A 16,100-nucleotide genomic window follows, 5' to 3' on the forward strand; every position below is an offset into this window, starting at 1 on the left:
TGCACCTGCGCAGGCGTCCATTACACGAGGCAAACGAGTCATTTATGAGCAAGCAGAACATGCCCAGCGACGAGCTGGTCAAGATCGCCGTGGCGGCGCTGGAAGAGATCAAGGCGACCGACATCACCGTGATCGACGTCAAGGAAAAGACCAGCATCACCGATTTCATGGTGATCGCCAGCGGTAGCTCCAGCCGTCAGGTCAAGTCGCTGGTGGAGAACGTGCTGGAGAAGGTCAAGGAACAGGGCGTGCGCCCGATCGGCAGCGAGGGTCTGGACGGCGGCGAGTGGGCGCTGCTCGACCTGGGCGACATCGTCGTTCACGTCATGCTGCCGACCGCGCGTCAGTTCTACGATCTGGAGCGCCTGTGGCAGGGTGCCGAGCAGAGCCGCGCGCAGCATAGCGCCGAGTAATGCGGATCAAGCTGATCGCCGTCGGTTCGCGCATGCCGCGCTGGGTCGAGGAGGGCTGGCAGGAATACGTCAAGCGCCTGCCGGCCGAATTGCCGCTGGAGCTGGTGGAGATTCAGCTCAACACCCGTGGCAAGAACGCCGATGTCGCCCGCCTGATCCGTCAGGAGGGCGAGGCCATGCTGAGCAAGGTGCAGCCCGGCGAACGTATCGTCACGCTCGAGGTCCATGGCAAGCCGTGGAGCACCGAACAGCTGGCGGCGGAGCTGGATCGCTGGCGCCTCGATGCGCGCAACGTCAACCTCATGGTCGGTGGCCCCGAGGGCCTCGCCCCCGAGGTCTGCGCGCGCAGCGAGCAGCGCTGGTCGCTGTCGCCGTTGACCCTGCCGCATCCGCTGGTGCGTATCCTGCTCGGCGAGCAGATCTATCGGGCCTGGACCGTGCTGTCCGGCCACCCCTACCACAAATAGTCAGCCGTAACCGATGCCGCAGCCGATTCGCCTCAAGGATCACGAAAAGGACGCTCGCCTGGTCAAGCGCCGCGTGCTCGTCGGTGGTGCGGTCATCATCCTCCTGACCTGCGTGCTGGTCATGCGCATGTACTACCTGCAGGTCGTGCAGTACGAGCATCACAGCACCCTGGCGGAAAACAACCGCATCCACGTTCAGCCCATTCCGCCGACCCGTGGCCTGATCTATGACCGCAACGGCGTGATCATCGCCGACAACCGGCCCAGCTTCAGCCTGACGGTGACCCGCGAGCGCGCTGGCGACTGGCTGCAGGTGCTGGATACGGTGGTCGAGGTGCTCGAGCTGAGCGACGAGGACCGCGCGCTGTTCGAGCGTCGTGTGCGCCAGGGGCGGCGGCCGTTCGAGCCGGTGCCGATCCTGTTCGAGCTGAGCGAGGAGCAGATCGCGCGCGTGGCGGTCAACCAGTTCCGCCTGCCCGGGGTCGAGGTCGCCGCGCAGCTGGTGCGCCACTACCCCCTGCAGGAGCACTTCGCCCACTCGGTGGGGTACGTGGGGCGGATCAACGAGCAGGAGCTCAAGCGCCTGGACCCGACCGAATATGCCGGTACCCACCATATCGGCAAGACCGGTATCGAGCGCTTCTACGAAGAGGAGCTGCACGGCGAGGTCGGCTACGAAGAGGTCGAGACCAATGCCCGTGGCCGCGTGCTGCGGGTGCTCAACCGTATCGACCCGAAGCCGGGCAAGGACATCGTCCTGAGCCTCGACTCGCGCCTGCAGGAAGCTGCCGAGAATGCCCTCGGCGGGCGTCGCGGGGCGGTGGTCGCGATCCAGCCGAAGACCGGCGAGGTCCTGGCGATGGTCAGCCAGCCGAGCTTCGACCCCAATCCCTTCGTCACCGGGATCAGCTTCAAGGCCTACGGCGAGTTGCGCGACTCCATCGACCAGCCGCTGTACAACCGGGTGTTGCGCGGCCTCTATCCGCCGGGCTCGACCATCAAGCCGATGGTCGCGGTGTCGGGACTGGATGCCGGCGTGATCACGCCGACCACGCGGGTGTTCGACCCGGGCTTCTACCAGTTGCCCAACAACAGCCACAAGTACCGCAACTGGAACCGCAATGGCGACGGCTGGATCGATCTCAACCTGGCCATCGCCCGCTCCAACGACACCTACTTCTACGACCTGGCGCACAAGATGGGCATCGACCGTCTGCATGACTACATGAGCCGCTTCGGTATCGGTCAGCGTGTGGCGCTGGACATGTTCGAGGAAACCGCTGGCCTGATGCCGTCGCGCGACTGGAAGCGTGCGCGCTTCCGCCAGCCCTGGTATCCCGGCGAGACGCTGATCCTCGGCATCGGCCAGGGCTACATGCAGACCACGCCGCTGCAGCTGGCCCAGGCCACCACGCTGATGGCCACGCGTGGCAAGTGGATTCGCCCGCACCTGGCCAAGAGCATCGATGGACGGCAGCCGCTGGACCCCAATCCGATGCCGGATATCCAGCTGCGTGATCCCAAGTTCTGGGACTACAGCATCCATGGCATGGAAGAGGTGCTGCACGGCGCCCGGGGGACCGCGCGCAAGGTCGGCGACAGTGCCGTCTACCGCATCGCCGGCAAGAGCGGTACGGCGCAGGTGGTGGCGATCAAGCAGGGCGAGCGCTACGACCGCAACAAGATCCAGGAGCGCCATCGCGACCACGCCCTGTTCATCGGCTTCGCGCCGGTGGAGAACCCGCAGATCGCCGTCGCGGTGATGGTGGAGAACGGTGAGTCGGGTTCCGGCGTGGCCGCCCCCGTGCTCAAGCAGGTCATGGATGCCTGGTTGCTGGACCCGCAGACCGGCCAGCTCAAGGCCGAATTCGCATCGCCGCAGAGTGCTGAGGTCACAGTCAACGATGATCGGTAACTTCGACCGTACGCTTTCCGACGAGGACGTGCTGCGCCGGCGCGCCAGCTTGCTGCAGCGCCTGCATATCGATGGCTGGCTGTTGCTGTTGCTGCTGATCCTCGGTACCGGCAGCCTGTTCATCCTCTATTCGGCCAGCGGCAAGAACATCGACCTGCTGATCAAGCAGGCGTCCTCGTTCGGCATCGGCATGCTCGCCGTGGTGGTCATCGCCCAGTTCGACCCGCGCTTCATGGCGCGCTGGGTACCGCTGGCCTACGTGGTGGGCGTCGGCCTGCTGCTGGTGGTGGAACTGATGGGGCATACCGCGATGGGGGCCACGCGCTGGATCAACATCCCCGGGGTGATTCGCTTCCAGCCGTCGGAGCTGATGAAGATCATCATGCCGATGACCATCGCCTGGTACCTGGCGCGTCACAACCTGCCGCCGCGCTTCAAGCATCTGCTCGTCAGCCTGGCGATGATCGGCGTGCCGGTGGTTCTGATCGCCAAGCAGCCCGACCTCGGCACCTCGCTGCTGATCCTGGCCTCGGGTGCCTTCGTGGTGTTCATGGCCGGTCTGCAATGGCGCTGGATCATCGGCGCGGCAGCGGCGGTGGTGCCGATCGCGGTAGGCATGTGGTTCTTCTTCATGCACGACTACCAGAAGCGCCGCGTGCTGACCTTCCTCAATCCGGAGAGCGACCCGCTGGGCTCGGGCTGGAACATCATCCAGTCCAAGGCCGCCATCGGTTCCGGTGGCGTGCTGGGCAAGGGCTGGCTGCTGGGCACCCAGTCGCACCTGGATTTTTTGCCGGAAAGTCACACGGACTTTATCATTGCCGTGCTTGCCGAAGAGTTCGGCCTGGTGGGCGTCTGCATCCTGCTGCTGTTGTATCTGCTGCTGCTCGCGCGCGGCCTGGTGATCACCGCCCAGGCGCAGACGCTGTTCGGCAAGCTGCTGGCGGGGGCGCTGACCATGACCTTCTTCGTCTACGTATTCGTCAACATCGGCATGGTCAGTGGCTTGCTGCCGGTGGTTGGGGTGCCGCTGCCCTTCATTAGCTACGGCGGAACCCATCTGGTCACCTTGTTGTCAGGCTTCGGGATATTGATGGCGATTCACACGCATCGAAAGTGGATCGCTCAGGTTTGATTGGGAGTTTGGATTCAATGCATTCACTGCGCAGTTGGGCAGCTCGGACGTTCATCGGGGCCGGTATGGTAGGTCTGCTCGGCGCGACGTCCCAGGTGCTCGCGGCCGATTACGACGGCTCGCCCCAGGTGGCCGAGTTCATCGAGGAAATGACCCGCGATTATGGCTTCGCCGGGGAGCAACTGGTGAGCCTGTTCGCCGAGGTCGAGCGCAAGCAGGCGATCCTCGACGCGATCTCGCGGCCCGCCGAGAAGGTCAAGCCGTGGAAGGAATACCGGCCGATCTTCATCACCGACAAGCGCATCGCCCAGGGCGTGGCCTTCTGGAAGCAGAACCAGGCCGCGCTGGAGAAAGCCGAGGCCGAGTACGGGGTGCCGGCGCAGTTCATCGTCGCCATCATCGGTGTGGAAACCTTCTATGGCGGCAACACCGGCAACTGGCGGGTGATGGACGCGCTGTCGACCCTGGCCTTCGATTACCCGCCGCGTGCGCCGTTCTTCCGCAAGGAGCTGCGCGAGTTCCTCATGCTGACCCGCGAGGAGCAGGTCGATCCGATCTCGCTGAAAGGTTCCTATGCCGGTGCCATGGGCCTGCCGCAGTTCATGCCGAGCAGCTTCCGCGCCTACGCGGTGGATTTCGATGGCGACGGCCATATCAACATCTGGAGCAATCCGACCGATGCCATCGGCAGCGTTGCCAGCTACTTCAAGCGCCATGGCTGGCAGGCCGGTGGCCAGGTGGCCAGCCGCGTCGAAGTCTCGGGCGAGCGCGTCGAGGAGGGCATGACCCAGGGGCTCGATCCGGTGAAGAACGTCGCCGAGCTGCGCGAGCTGGGCTGGACCAGCCAGGACGCGCTTGCCGAGGACGTACCGGTCACCGCATTTCGTCTGGAAGGCGCCGCAGGCGACGAATACTGGTTCGGTTTACCCAACTTCTACACCATCACCCGCTACAATCGCAGCGTGATGTACGCCATGGCGGTCAACCAACTGGCCGAGTTGCTGGTCGAAGCGCGGGGTAACTGATGAATCTGTCCAAACTGCTGCCACTGGCTGCGTGCATGAGCGCAGCCCTGTTGTTGGCCAGCTGTTCCTCCAATCGAGCGCCGCAGCCAGGCACCGCGCCGGGGCAATCGGCCGGCCTGTCCGGGCCGGACGACTTCAACCGTCCGCACAAGGACGGCGCGCCCTGGTGGGACGTCGACGTCTCGCGTATTCCCGATGCGATCCCCATGCCGCACTACGGCCCGGTCAAGGCGGCGCCCTATACGGTGTTCGGCAAGCAGTACTACCCGATCCAGGACGCGCGCCGCTACCAGGCCGTCGGCCCGGCCTCCTGGTACGGCACCAAGTTCCATGGGCAGGCCACCGCCAACGGCGAGACCTACGACCTGTACGGCATGACCGCCGCGCACAAGACCCTGCCGCTGCCGAGCTACGTGCGCGTCACCAACCTGGAGAATGGCAAGAGCGTGATCCTGCGGGTCAACGACCGTGGACCGTTCTACTCCGACCGCATCATCGACCTGTCCTTTGCCGCGGCGAAGAAGCTCGGTTATGCCGAGAAAGGCACCGCGCGGGTCAAGGTCGAGGGGATCGACCCGCACGAGTGGTGGGCGCAGCAGGGCCGTCCGGTGCCGATGGTGCTGGCCAACAACCAGCCGGCCAAGGCCGCCGTCGCGCCGCCGCTGGCCAAGCCCGCTCCCGTCGTCGAACAGTACGCACCGCCTCCTGCGCAGCACGCAGCGGCCGTGGTGCCTGTGCAGATCGACGCAAAAAAAAACGATTCACTCGGAGCCTCTGGCCTGTATCTCCAGGTTGGAGCCTTCGCCAATCCGGACGCTGCGGAGCTGCTCAAGGACAAGCTGAGCCAGACCACCAGTGTGCCGGTGTTCATCAGCTCAGTGGTGCGCGACCAGCAGATTCTGCACCGGGTTCGCCTGGGGCCGATCAGCAACCAGGGCGAGGCTGAGCAGCTGCAGAGCAGCGTCCGGGTCGCCAACCTCGGCCAACCGACGCTGGTACGCGGCGACTGATTCGACCCCGCAGGGCCTCGGCAGGCGCAAGCGCAATTCTTTCCGGGCCCAGGGGCACTAAACCGGCATTGGCCGGACTAACCCACGTGCTGTCATGATTGGCGGCCGGGGAAAGGCCCCTTCGGGGGCTGTTTCACAATCCACGCAACGATTTTCGAGAGACGGATGAACATCACCAGCTTCGCGCAACGTGCCTTTCTCCTCATGACCCTGTTGGTTTCGCCACTGGTCTGGGCCAGCCCGCAGGTCGTACCTGCACCGCCGCAACTGGCGGCCAGCGCCTATGTGCTGATGGATGCCGCCACCGGCCAGGTACTGGTGGGCGAGAACGGTGACCAGCGCCTGCCGCCCGCCAGCCTGACCAAACTGATGACCGCCTACATCGCCACCCTGGAAATTCGCAACGGCAAGATCGGCGAGAAGGACATGGTCACCATCAGCGAACACGCCTGGCGTACCGGCGGTGCCGGTTCGGGCGGTTCGACCATGTTCCTGCCGGTCAACAGCCAGGCCAGTGTCGACGACCTGCTGCACGGCATCATCATCCAGTCCGGCAACGACGCCAGCATCGCCCTGGCCGAGTACATCGCCGGCAGCGAAGATGCCTTCGCCGACATGATGAACGCCACCGCCGAGCGCCTCGGCATGAAGAACAGCCACTTCATGAACGCCACCGGCCTGCCGGACCCGCAGCACTACTCCAGTGCCCACGACATGGCGATCCTGGCCCGCGCGATCATCAACGAGGACGCCGACCACTATGCGATCTACTCGCAGAAGGAATTCCTCTGGAACAACATCAAGCAGCCCAACCGCAACCTGCTGCTGTGGCGCGACAAGACCGTCGACGGCCTGAAGACCGGCCACACCAACGAGGCCGGCTACTGCCTGGTGTCCTCCGCCGTGCGTGACGGTGCGCGCATGATCACCTCCGTGTTCGGCACCACCAGCGAGCAGGCGCGTGCCGCCGAAACCCAGAAGCTGCTGACCTACGGTTTCCGCTTCTTCGAGAGCCGCACCTTCTACCAGAAGGGCGCCGAGTTGGCCCAGGCCACCGTCTGGAAAGGCCAGGCCAGCCAGGTCAAGGCCGGTCTTGCCCAGGACCTGGCGCTGACCATGCCCAAGGGCCAGCTGGAGAAACTGCAAGCCAGCATGACCCTCAACCCGCAGCTGATCGCCCCGATCCAGCAGGGTGACGTGATCGGCAAGGTGGAGGTCAAGCTGGGTGACGAGGTCGTGCACAGCGCCGATCTGGTGGCTCTGCAGTCGGTCGAGGAGGCTGGCCTGTTCGGTCGCCTGTGGGACAGCATCCGCCTGTTCTTCTTCGGCCTGTTCAACTGATAGCTCCGGCCGCCCCCATGGGCGGCCCTTTTCTGGACGGGCCGCGAGCCCGCTGATGCCATGACCGATACCGACGTTCAACCGCCAAAAATCGAATTCCCCTGCGAGCGCTACCCGATCAAGGTGATCGGCACCGCAGGCGATGATTTCGCCGATCTGGTGATCGAGGTCATCCAGCGCCATGCCCCGGACCTGGATGCGTCCACCCTGGTGATGCGCGACAGCCGCAACGGCAATTTCCTCTCCGTGCAGGTGCTGATCACCGCGACCAGTGTCGCGCAGTTGCAGGCGATTCATGTCGACCTGCGTGCGACCGGCCGTGTGCACATGGTGCTCTGACCTCCATGCCTGAACTCGTTGTGCGTCACCTGGGGCTGGTCGAGTATCAGCCGACGCTGGAGGCCATGCGCCAGTTGACCCGTGAGCGCGATGAGCACACGGCGGATGAAATCTGGCTGTTGCAACATCCCAAGGTGTTCACCCAGGGCCAGGCCGGCAAGGCCGAGCATCTGCTGGCACCGGGGGATATCCCGGTGGTGCAGGTCGAGCGCGGCGGGCAGGTGACCTACCATGGTCCGGGGCAACTGGTCGCCTACCTGATGCTCGACCTGCGCCGTCTCGATCTGGGCGTGCGCGAGCTGGTCACGGCGATGGAGCAGAGCCTGGTCGAGCTGCTGGCCAGCTACGCCATCGAGGCCGCGCCCAAGGCCGATGCCCCGGGTGTCTACGTCGCCGGTGACAAGATCGCCTCACTGGGCCTGCGGGTCAGTCGTGGTTGTTCATTCCACGGCCTGGCGCTGAACGTCGACATGGACATGACGCCGTTCCTGCGCATCAACCCCTGTGGTTATGCCGGATTGAAGATGGTGCAGATGCGCGATCTGCTGGCTACCCCGCCGGCATTCGACGAGGTCGCGCAGCGACTGGAACAGGTGCTGCGCAAGCGCCTGGGCTACGCTGCCGCGTAGTGTTCGGTCAGGCATGAAAAAGGGACGCCGCGGCGTCCCTTTTTTCTTTCGTGCGGATCGCTCAGTTCAGATTGAGCGCCGGAATCAGGCTGCTGTCGACTTGCTGGCCCGGTACCGGAACGGGAGCGGCCAGGCCCAGGTTGTTCTTCTCGAACACCCGGTCAGCGCGGTAGCTGGAGCGCACCAGCGGGCCGGCGGCGACTTCCATGAAGCCCTTCTCCAGGCCGATGTCGCGCAAGCGATTGAACTCCTCCGGGCTGACCCAGCGCTGCACCTTGAGGTGGTTGCGGGTCGGCTGCAGGTACTGGCCGAGGGTGAGGATGTCCACGCCGATGGCGCGCAGGTCGTCCATGGTTTCCAGCACTTCCTCGTCGGTCTCGCCCAGGCCGAGCATCAGGCTGGTCTTGGTCAGTACGTCCGGGCGGTGCTTCTTGGCGTGCTCGAGGACCTTGAGGGTCTTCTCGTAGCCGGCGCGCGGGTCACGCACCACGTGCGTCAGGCGTTCGACCGTCTCGACGTTCTGCGCGAACACTTCCAGGCCGGAATCCACGACGCGTTCGATGGCCTGGTGATCGCCATCGAAGTCCGGCGTCAGGGCTTCGACCACGACCTGCGGGGTATTGGCCTTGATTGCCCGCACGCAGGCCGCGTAGTGACCGGCGCCGCCATCGTCGAGGTCGTCACGGTCCACCGAGGTCAGGACGATGTAGCGCAGTGCCATGAGCTCGACCGACTTGGCCGTGTTCTGGGGTTCTTCCAGATCCAGCCAGCCGTTGGGGTTGCCGGTATCCACCGCACAGAAGCGGCAGGCGCGGGTGCACACCGAGCCCATCAGCATGATGGTGGCGGTGCCGTTGGACCAGCACTCGCCCATGTTCGGGCAGTGCGATTCCTGGCACACGGTGCTCAGGCGATGTTCGCCGACGTTGCGCTTGACCGCCTCGAAGCGGCTGCCGCCCGGTGCCTTGACCCGCAGCCACTTGGGCTTGGGCTCGAAGACCTGGGGTTCGGCCGAGGCACGGCGCTTCTGACCATCCTTGATCGCGGTGATGCCTTGGGCAGTGCGGAATTTTTCGCCGCTGGCGACGGATTTGGGCGAGGAGGTATCGGACATCGGAAATCTGGGCTCCGGTAGAGGCTCCGTGGGGCGGGTGGCTTTTGGCCGCCCGCCAGTCTATCACAGAAGCTGTATGCAGACGCCGGGGCCGTCTGTCGACAAAGTGCCCTGTCGCGCCACGGCTGGCGCTGCGCTCAGCGTGCGCGCAGCTGTTGCAGCAGCTGGGTGTTGGGATAGCCGTCGGCCGGCCATTTCAGCTGCAGTTGCAGGGCACGAATCGCCTTGCGCGTGTTGGCGCCGATGATGCCGTCCGCCGGCCCCGGATCGAAACCGGCCTTGGCCAGCAGTTCCTGCAGCTCGATGCGTTCGCTGCGGCCGAGCTGGCGTTCGCCTCGGGGCCACTGTCCCTGGACGTCGCTGGGGCGCAGCAGGTTGTCCGCGAGCAGGCCGATGGCCAGGGCATAGGAGGTGGAGTTGTTGTACTTGAGAATGCTGCGGAAGTTATCCAGCAGGAGGAACGCCGGGCCGCTGTGGCCGGCCGGCAGTTGCAGGCTGGCGCGCGCGTTGGCGGCGGCACCGGTGGCCGACAGCGGGCGTACGCCCAGCTCGGCCCATTCGGTGAGGGTGCGGCGCTGCTCCGGATCGGCCAGGGCATAGTCGAAGCCGGCCGGCAGGTTGACCTCGAACCCCCAGGGCTGCCCGCGCTGCCAGCCGGAAGCCTGCAGGTAATGTGCGGCCGAGGCCAAGGCGTCGGTCGAGGAGTTCCACAGGTCGCGCTTGCCGTCCTTGTCGAAGTCCACGGCGTGCTGGTTGTAGGTCGTCGGCATGAACTGGGTCTGGCCCATGGCGCCGGCCCAGGAGCCGATCATGCGCTCGCCGGAGATGTCGCCGTTCTGCAGGATCTGCAGGGCGGCCAGCAACTGGACGCGCCAGAAGCCCTGGCGTCGCCCGTCATAGGCCAGTGTCGCCAGGGAGCGGATCACGCTGTGGCTGCCGATATTGTTGCCGAAGTTGCTTTCCAGGCCCCAGATGGCCACCAGTATCCGCGCGTCGACACCGTACTGTTGCTCGATGCGCTGCAGGACCAGGTTGTGTTGCGCCAGCAGGACGCGGCCGCGACCGATGCGGCTCGAGGACACGGCGCCATCGAGATACTCCCACACCGGGCGGGTGAACTCCGGCTGGCTGCTGTCGGCCTTGAGTACCGCCGGGTCGGGGGTGATGTCCGCGAACACCCGGTCGAACAAGGCCGCATCGATGCCGGCGGCCAGTGCTTCGCTACGCAGTGCCTGGCGCCAGTCGGCGAAGCTCGGAACCAGGCTTTCGCTGCGGGTCTGAGCGGTGCTCGGGGTGAGGGCGGTCGGGAGATTTTCGGCTGGAGCCTGGGCGCAGGCGGCCAGTAGCAGGAGAGGAAGCAGGGCCAGGGCGCGACGTGGAAACTGGTGTGGCATGTCTATCTCAGGGCATATAGGCAGGCCGTTACCTTAGCATGCTCGGGCCGCAGGCTGGGCTATCCATGAGCTGAACAACCCCATAAAGCAAGAAGCCTCCCAATTCTGGGAGGCTTCGCGGCGGTAACTGCCTTTGCCCTTCAGCGGTCGCTCCTGACGGGAGCGGAACAGGGGCTGGGCGACGATGGATTTGGCCTTGTTCGGCCGTTTGCCGTTCTTCTTGCTCATGCTGTATTTCTCCTGACTCGTCTGCGCCGATGCAGACGGCGCGGACTATGCGCCGCTGTACAGAGAATGTCCAGATGAGGAGGGCGGTATCCCGGGTTACAGGCTCAGGCGCTGGCCAGCCAGTTGCAGGCTCAGCAGCGCCAGGTTGCTCCAGGGATCGCCGGGCGCCTGGCCCTTGATCTGCGCGTCGATCTGCTGGGCCTGTTGCAGCAGCAGGCCCCAGCGCTTGCTGCTGTGGCGCTGCAGGGCCTTGGAAACCAGCGGGCGGCGCTTGTCCCAGACCGGTGGGCGGGCGCTGGAGAAGGCCTTGTCCAGGGGAATGCCCTGGCTGTGCTGGTGGGCGATGCTGGCGAGCAGGCGTATCTCGCGTGCCAGCGCCCAGAGAATCACCGGGGGCTCGACGCCTTCGCCGCGCAGCCCTTCGAGCACGCGCAGGGCATGCGCGGCGTCACCGGCGAGTGCGCAATCGATCAGGCCGAAGACGTCGAAGCGCGCGCTGTCGGCGACAGCGGCCTGGACGGTTTCGGCGTCCACCTGGTTGCCTTCGGCAAGCAGTTTGAGCTTCTCGACTTCCTGTGCAGCCGCCAGCAGGTTGCCTTCCACCCGCGCGGCGATCATTTCCACCGCGTCGGCACTGGCGCTCAGCCCGGCCTGAGCCAGACGCTGGCGCACCCACTGCGGTAGCTGGTTGGCATCCACCGGCCAGATCTGGATGAACTGGCAGGCCTGGCCGTCGATCAGCGCCTTGGCCCATTTGCTTTTCTGCGTGCTGCCATCGAGCTTGGGCAGGCTCAGCAGCAGCACGGTATCTTCCGGTGGGCGGGCGAGGTATTCGAGCAGGGCTGAGGCGCCCTTGTCGCCGGGCTTGCCCGAGGGCAGGCGCAGCTCCAGCAGGCGCTTCTCCGCGAACAGGGACAGGCTGGCGCCAGCCTGCAGCAGGTTGCCCCAGTCGAAGTTGGCTTCGGCGTTGAACACCTGGCGTTCGCCAAAACCCTGCTGACGGCAAGCCTGGCGGATGGCGTCAGCAGCCTCCTGGCAGAGCAGCGGCTCGTCGCCACTGATCACGTAGACAGGGGCGAGTGAACCCTGCAGGTGTTTGCCGAGTTGGGCGGGGGCAAGCTTCATCGCGCTGAGGTCATCGAGGCAGAAGGGCAGGGGGGGCTGCAGGCGCAGCCCCGGGGCCGTTACTGGGCCGGCAGTTCGATGGGCGATTGCTGCGGCGCGACCTGGCTTTCGCGGGCATTGCGCGCGGCTTCCAGCGCCTCGGCTTCTGCTTGGGCGCGGGCTTCGGCGGCCTGCTGCAGCTGGTCCAGCTGCGCCGGAGTGATCTGTTGCAGGCGCAGGCTGAGCTGCTGGAGCAGCTCGCGGCGCAGCTCGTTGCGCAGTTGCAGGGCTTCCTGGTCCGAACCGGTCAGGTTGTTGTCATCCTGCATGTAGTAGTTCTGCACTTCGACCTGATCGTTGCTGAGCAGCAGGTTGCGTGCGCCACGGATCTCATAGTCCAGTTTCATGGTCAGCTCGTACTCGGCGCTGCGGGCGCCGCCACTGAAGCTGGCCGTGCGACGATTCTCGGACTCGTTGACGAGAATCAGCTTGTAGGGTGCGCCCGGATGGACGTTGACGTCATTGTTCTCCAGAAGCTCGCGCAGTTCCTGCACGGTCTGGCCATAGGCGTTGCGAGCGCTGACGTCGAGTTCCTTGAGGGCGAACTGAACGTCGCCAGTGCCGCGCAGCTGGAAGCCACATGCGCTGAGCAGGCCGGCCAGGCCGATGATCAGCAGATTCCGTTTCATCATTCTCATATCCCCTTGGCGGATCAGGGCGCCAGCCGAAGTCTGGCGCCGAGCTTAATCAGTTGGCGACGATGTTGACCAGCTTGCCCGGTACCACGATGACCTTGCGGATGCTCAGGCCTTCGGTGAAGCGCAGCACGTTCTCGTTGGCACGTGCGGCTGCCTCGACCTCGTCGCGGCTGGCGCTGGCCGGTACCTCGATCTGCCCGCGCAGCTTGCCGTTGACCTGCACCACCAGAGTCAGGCTGTCCTGCACCAGGGCAGCCTCGTCGACCTGCGGCCACTGGGCATCGATCACCGCGTCGCCGTGACCGAGACGCTGCCACAGCTCGTGGCTGATGTGCGGGGTGATCGGCGCCAGCAGCAGGGTGACGACCTGCAGGCCTTCCTGCACCAGGGCACGATCCTGCTCGGTCGCGGTGGCGGCCTTTTCCAGCACGTTCATCAGGGTCATCACCTGGGCGACGGCGGTGTTGAACTTGTGGTGCTGGCCGATATCGTTGCTGGCCTGCTTGACCGCCAGGTGAATGGCGCGGCGCACGGCCTTCTGCTCGTCGCTCAGGGCGCTGATATCCAGCTGGCCCGGCAAGCCGGCACTGACGTGGGCCTGGGCCAGGCGCCAGACGCGGCGCAGGAAGCGGTTGGCACCCTCGACACCGGCGTCCGACCACTCGCAGCTCTGGTCGGGCGGCGAGGCGAACATCATGAACAGACGGCAGGTGTCGGCGCCGTACTGGTCGATCATGTCCTGCGGGTCGACACCGTTGTTCTTCGACTTGGACATCTTCTCGGTGCCGCCGATTTCCACCGGCAGGCCGTCGCTCTTCAGCTTGGCGCCGATGACCTTGGCCTTGGCGTCACGCTCGACCTCGACATCGGCCGGGTTGAACCAGTCCTTGCCGCCGTTCTCCAGGGTGCGGTAGTAGGTCTCGGCGACCACCATGCCCTGGGTCAGCAGGTTCTTGAACGGCTCGTTGGAGCTGACCAGGCCTTCGTCGCGCATCAGCTTGTGGAAGAAGCGCGCGTACAGCAGGTGGAGGATGGCGTGTTCGATACCGCCGATGTACTGATCCACCGGCAGCCAGTGATTGGCCGCGGCCGGGTCGACCATGCCGCCCTCGTAGTTCGGGCTGGCGTAGCGGGCGAAGTACCAGGAACTTTCCACGAAGGTGTCCATGGTGTCGGTTTCGCGCTTGGCCGGCGCACCGCATTTCGGGCAGGTGCAGCTGTAGAACTCGGGCATCTTCGCCAGGGGCGAGCCGGCGCCGTCCGGTACCACGTCTTCGGGCAGCACGACCGGCAGCTGGTCTTCCGGCACCGGTACGTCACCGCAGGCGTCGCAGTGGATGATCGGGATCGGGCAGCCCCAGTAGCGCTGGCGGCTGATGCCCCAGTCGCGCAGGCGGAACTGGGTCTTGCGTGCACCGTGCTCGCTGGCTTCCAGATCGCCGACGATGGCGTCGAAGGCGGCGCTGAAATCCTTGCCGTCGTACTTGCCGGAGTTGATGGTGGTCAGGCCGGCCTTGTCGCCGTACCAGTCCTGCCAGGTGCTGGCGTCGTAGTCCTTGCCTTCGCCGGCGTACACCTGACGGATCGGCAGGTCGTACTTGTTGGCGAATTCGAAGTCGCGCTCGTCATGGGCCGGCACGGCCATGACCGCGCCTTCGCCATAGCCCCACAGCACGTAGTTGGCGACGAACACCGGCAGCTTGTCGCCGGTCAGCGGGTGGATGACGAACTGGCCGGTGGCCAGGCCCTTCTTCTCCATGGTGGCCATGTCGGCCTCGGCCACGGAGCCGGCCTTGCACTCGGCGATGAAGGCCTGCAGCTCGGCACTGTTCTCGGCGGCGCGCTGCGCCAGCGGGTGCTCGGCGGCCACGGCCACGTAGGTGGCGCCCATCAGGGTGTCGGGGCGGGTCGAGTAGACTTTCAGCTGGCCAGCGCTGCCGATGCTGTCGACGTCGTAGTCGAAGGCGATGTCGGCACCGAAGCTCTTGCCGATCCAGTTGCGCTGCATGGTCTTGACCTGTTCGGGCCAGCCATCGAGCTCATCCAGGCTGCTTAGCAGCTCTTCGGCGTAAGCGGTGATCTTGAAGTAGTACATCGGGATTTCACGCTTCTCGATCAGCGCGCCCGAACGCCAGCCACGGCCGTCGATGACCTGCTCGTTGGCCAGCACGGTCTGGTCGACCGGGTCCCAGTTGACGGTGCCGTTCTTGCGGTAGATCACGCCCTTCTCGAACAGGCGGGTGAACAGCCACTGCTCCCAGCGGTAGTAGTCCGGCTTGCAGGTGGTGACTTCACGCGTCCAGTCGATGGCCAGGCCCAGCGACTTGAGCTGGGACTTCATGTAGGCGATGTTCTCGTAGGTCCATTTGGCCGGCGCCACCTGGTTCTTCATCGCGGCGTTTTCCGCCGGCATGCCGAAGGCGTCCCAGCCCATCGGCTGCAGCACGTTCTTGCCCTGCATGCGCTGGTAGCGGGCGATCACGTCACCGATGGTGTAGTTGCGCACGTGGCCCATGTGTAGCTTGCCGCTGGGGTAAGGGAACATCGACAGGCAGTAGAAGGTGTCCTTGCCGGGCTGTTCGCTGACGACGAAGGAATTCTGCGCGTCCCAGTGGGACTGCGCGGCGGCTTCTATTTCACGGGGCGAGTACTGTTCGTGCATGGCTCTGGCGCTGAAGGAAAGGGACTTTCGGAAAACGTCGTAGCATACATGAGCGCCGTCTATCGAGGGAAACCCAGATTGTCCCGTGCTCGCCGTTTGTCGCGGCACCGCGCCGCTTGCATGGCCTTCGCTAAGCTTTGTTAAAGGCCCGCAATCGGTGGGGCTCGCGAGGTGTTCGATGGCTGATGCACGGCAAACGGAGCGGGGCGCCGGTCTCTATGAACGGTTGCTGCAGCGTCTCGCCCTGGCGCTGGAGGAGGCCGACACGGCCAGTCGTCTGCATGCCGAGCCGATGCGCGAGCTGGAACTCGATGGCCTCAGTCCGGCCGAACTGGAATTGATCCGTGCCTACCTCAACCGCGACCTGCACTGGCTGCGTGGCTGGCATGCGGCGGCCGAGGAACTGGCCCTGATCCAGCGGCAACCCATGCGCAGCGCCAAGTCCGCAGGCGGCAGGCCGCTGGGCAGGCTCAAGCCCATGGCGAAACGCCGTCAGGCACTGTGCTGCGCGCTCTGCGGTGCGCCGGTGAGCTGGCATCGGGGGCAGGATGCGCAGGCATGTCAGGCCTGTGGCTCGAAGCTGTTTCGTAGCGGCAACCCCCGCTAGCAGATGCCTGAGCGCGACC

15 protein-coding genes and 1 pseudogene are annotated in these 16,100 nt (G+C 65.3%); 10 read left to right on the forward strand and 6 right to left on the reverse strand.

The genetic code is table 11. The features are described 5' to 3' along the window. The first annotated feature begins 59 nt into the window (after positions 1-59). The 9 genes from rsfS (at position 60) to lipB (ending at position 8,274) form a co-directional block, all read left to right on the forward strand. The gene (gene rsfS / locus E4487_RS01580; protein WP_037051781.1) at positions 60-413 is read left to right on the forward strand and encodes a ribosome silencing factor; all 354 of its coding nucleotides are present in this window, start codon (positions 60-62) and stop codon (positions 411-413) included. Further along, a complete protein-coding gene (gene rlmH / locus E4487_RS01585; protein ID WP_175252574.1) occupies positions 413-880 on the forward strand; it encodes a 23S rRNA (pseudouridine(1915)-N(3))-methyltransferase RlmH in 468 nt (155 codons plus the stop codon). The genes rsfS and rlmH overlap by 1 nt, the downstream gene beginning before the upstream one ends. Before the next feature lie 13 nt (positions 881-893). After that, on the forward strand, positions 894-2,795 hold the full coding sequence (mrdA, locus tag E4487_RS01590; protein ID WP_175252575.1) for a penicillin-binding protein 2: 1,902 nt from the start codon (positions 894-896) through the stop codon (positions 2,793-2,795). A 31-nt stretch (positions 2,796-2,826) separates the two neighbouring features. Further along, positions 2,827-3,930 carry a rod shape-determining protein RodA gene (gene rodA / locus E4487_RS01595; protein WP_172979229.1) on the forward strand — a complete coding sequence of 368 codons (1,104 nt, stop codon included), beginning with the start codon at positions 2,827-2,829 and terminating at the stop codon, positions 3,928-3,930. A gap of 17 nt (positions 3,931-3,947) precedes the next feature. After that, positions 3,948-4,955, forward strand: coding sequence for a lytic murein transglycosylase B (gene mltB / locus E4487_RS01600; protein WP_134675751.1), 1,008 nt, complete (start codon positions 3,948-3,950; stop codon positions 4,953-4,955). Further along, on the forward strand, positions 4,955-5,965 hold the full coding sequence (locus E4487_RS01605; protein ID WP_175252576.1) for a septal ring lytic transglycosylase RlpA family protein: 1,011 nt from the start codon (positions 4,955-4,957) through the stop codon (positions 5,963-5,965). The genes mltB and E4487_RS01605 overlap by 1 nt, the downstream gene beginning before the upstream one ends. Positions 5,966-6,130: 165 nt before the next feature. Then, entirely contained in the window at positions 6,131-7,306 is a 1,176-nt protein-coding gene (locus E4487_RS01610) for a D-alanyl-D-alanine carboxypeptidase family protein (protein ID WP_037051576.1), read from the forward strand. A 60-nt stretch (positions 7,307-7,366) separates the two neighbouring features. Further along, entirely contained in the window at positions 7,367-7,645 is a 279-nt protein-coding gene (locus E4487_RS01615; protein WP_175252577.1) for a DUF493 domain-containing protein, read from the forward strand. 5 nt (positions 7,646-7,650) lie between these two features. Next, positions 7,651-8,274 carry a lipoyl(octanoyl) transferase LipB gene (gene lipB, locus E4487_RS01620; RefSeq protein WP_037051580.1) on the forward strand — a complete coding sequence of 208 codons (624 nt, stop codon included), beginning with the start codon at positions 7,651-7,653 and terminating at the stop codon, positions 8,272-8,274. Positions 8,275-8,335: 61 nt separating this feature from the next. On the opposite strand, the gene lipA is transcribed toward lipB, so the two are convergent. The 6 genes and pseudogenes from lipA to leuS all read right to left on the reverse strand — a co-directional run bounded on the left by lipA (position 8,336) and on the right by leuS (position 15,474). After that, a complete protein-coding gene (gene lipA, locus E4487_RS01625) occupies positions 8,336-9,388 on the reverse strand; it encodes a lipoyl synthase (RefSeq protein WP_037051582.1) in 1,053 nt (350 codons plus the stop codon). Positions 9,389-9,525: 137 nt separating this feature from the next. Further along, positions 9,526-10,782: a lytic murein transglycosylase gene (locus tag E4487_RS01630; protein WP_037051583.1), complete on the reverse strand. Its 1,257-nt coding sequence runs from the start codon at positions 10,780-10,782 to the stop codon at positions 9,526-9,528. An 81-nt stretch (positions 10,783-10,863) separates the two neighbouring features. Beyond that, positions 10,864-11,010 (reverse strand): annotated as a pseudogene (gene arfA / locus E4487_RS01635) (alternative ribosome rescue factor ArfA); the annotation flags it as partial. Positions 11,011-11,106: 96 nt separating this feature from the next. Next, positions 11,107-12,135, reverse strand: a complete 1,029-nt coding sequence (holA, locus tag E4487_RS01640) for a DNA polymerase III subunit delta (RefSeq protein WP_175252578.1) — start codon at positions 12,133-12,135, stop codon at positions 11,107-11,109. A gap of 59 nt (positions 12,136-12,194) precedes the next feature. Beyond that, complete coding sequence (gene lptE / locus E4487_RS01645) at positions 12,195-12,806, reverse strand: LPS assembly lipoprotein LptE (protein ID WP_175252579.1); 612 nt, start codon at positions 12,804-12,806, stop codon at positions 12,195-12,197. Positions 12,807-12,861: 55 nt separating this feature from the next. Continuing rightward, a complete protein-coding gene (gene leuS, locus E4487_RS01650) occupies positions 12,862-15,474 on the reverse strand; it encodes a leucine--tRNA ligase (protein WP_175252580.1) in 2,613 nt (870 codons plus the stop codon). A 178-nt stretch (positions 15,475-15,652) separates the two neighbouring features. Between leuS and E4487_RS01655 the strand changes: the two genes are divergently transcribed. Beyond that, a complete protein-coding gene (locus E4487_RS01655) occupies positions 15,653-16,081 on the forward strand; it encodes a hypothetical protein (protein ID WP_037051595.1) in 429 nt (142 codons plus the stop codon). Positions 16,082-16,100 lie beyond the last annotated feature (19 nt).

This window comes from Pseudomonas sp. BMW13, from assembly GCF_013357275.1.
In the GTDB taxonomy this organism is placed as follows: Bacteria; Pseudomonadota; Gammaproteobacteria; order Pseudomonadales; family Pseudomonadaceae; genus Aquipseudomonas; species Aquipseudomonas khazarica.

Excerpts from the sequence above, each read along its gene's own strand:
- E4487_RS01610 (WP_037051576.1), top strand. The coding sequence starts at position 6,131 with ATGAACATCACCAGCTTCGCGCAACGTGCCTTTCTCCTCATGACCCTG.
- lipA (WP_037051582.1), bottom strand. The coding sequence starts at position 9,388 with ATGTCCGATACCTCCTCGCCCAAATCCGTCGCCAGCGGCGAAAAATTC.
- E4487_RS01630 (WP_037051583.1), bottom strand. The coding sequence starts at position 10,782 with ATGCCACACCAGTTTCCACGTCGCGCCCTGGCCCTGCTTCCTCTCCTG.
- lptE (WP_175252579.1), bottom strand. The coding sequence starts at position 12,806 with ATGATGAAACGGAATCTGCTGATCATCGGCCTGGCCGGCCTGCTCAGC.
- rsfS (WP_037051781.1), top strand. The coding sequence starts at position 60 with ATGCCCAGCGACGAGCTGGTCAAGATCGCCGTGGCGGCGCTGGAAGAG.
- E4487_RS01615 (WP_175252577.1), top strand. The coding sequence starts at position 7,367 with ATGACCGATACCGACGTTCAACCGCCAAAAATCGAATTCCCCTGCGAG.
- leuS (WP_175252580.1), bottom strand. The coding sequence starts at position 15,474 with ATGCACGAACAGTACTCGCCCCGTGAAATAGAAGCCGCCGCGCAGTCC.
- mrdA (WP_175252575.1), top strand. The coding sequence starts at position 894 with ATGCCGCAGCCGATTCGCCTCAAGGATCACGAAAAGGACGCTCGCCTG.
- lipB (WP_037051580.1), top strand. The coding sequence starts at position 7,651 with ATGCCTGAACTCGTTGTGCGTCACCTGGGGCTGGTCGAGTATCAGCCG.
- rlmH (WP_175252574.1), top strand. The coding sequence starts at position 413 with ATGCGGATCAAGCTGATCGCCGTCGGTTCGCGCATGCCGCGCTGGGTC.
- E4487_RS01605 (WP_175252576.1), top strand. The coding sequence starts at position 4,955 with ATGAATCTGTCCAAACTGCTGCCACTGGCTGCGTGCATGAGCGCAGCC.
- mltB (WP_134675751.1), top strand. The coding sequence starts at position 3,948 with ATGCATTCACTGCGCAGTTGGGCAGCTCGGACGTTCATCGGGGCCGGT.
- holA (WP_175252578.1), bottom strand. The coding sequence starts at position 12,135 with ATGAAGCTTGCCCCCGCCCAACTCGGCAAACACCTGCAGGGTTCACTC.
- E4487_RS01655 (WP_037051595.1), top strand. The coding sequence starts at position 15,653 with ATGGCTGATGCACGGCAAACGGAGCGGGGCGCCGGTCTCTATGAACGG.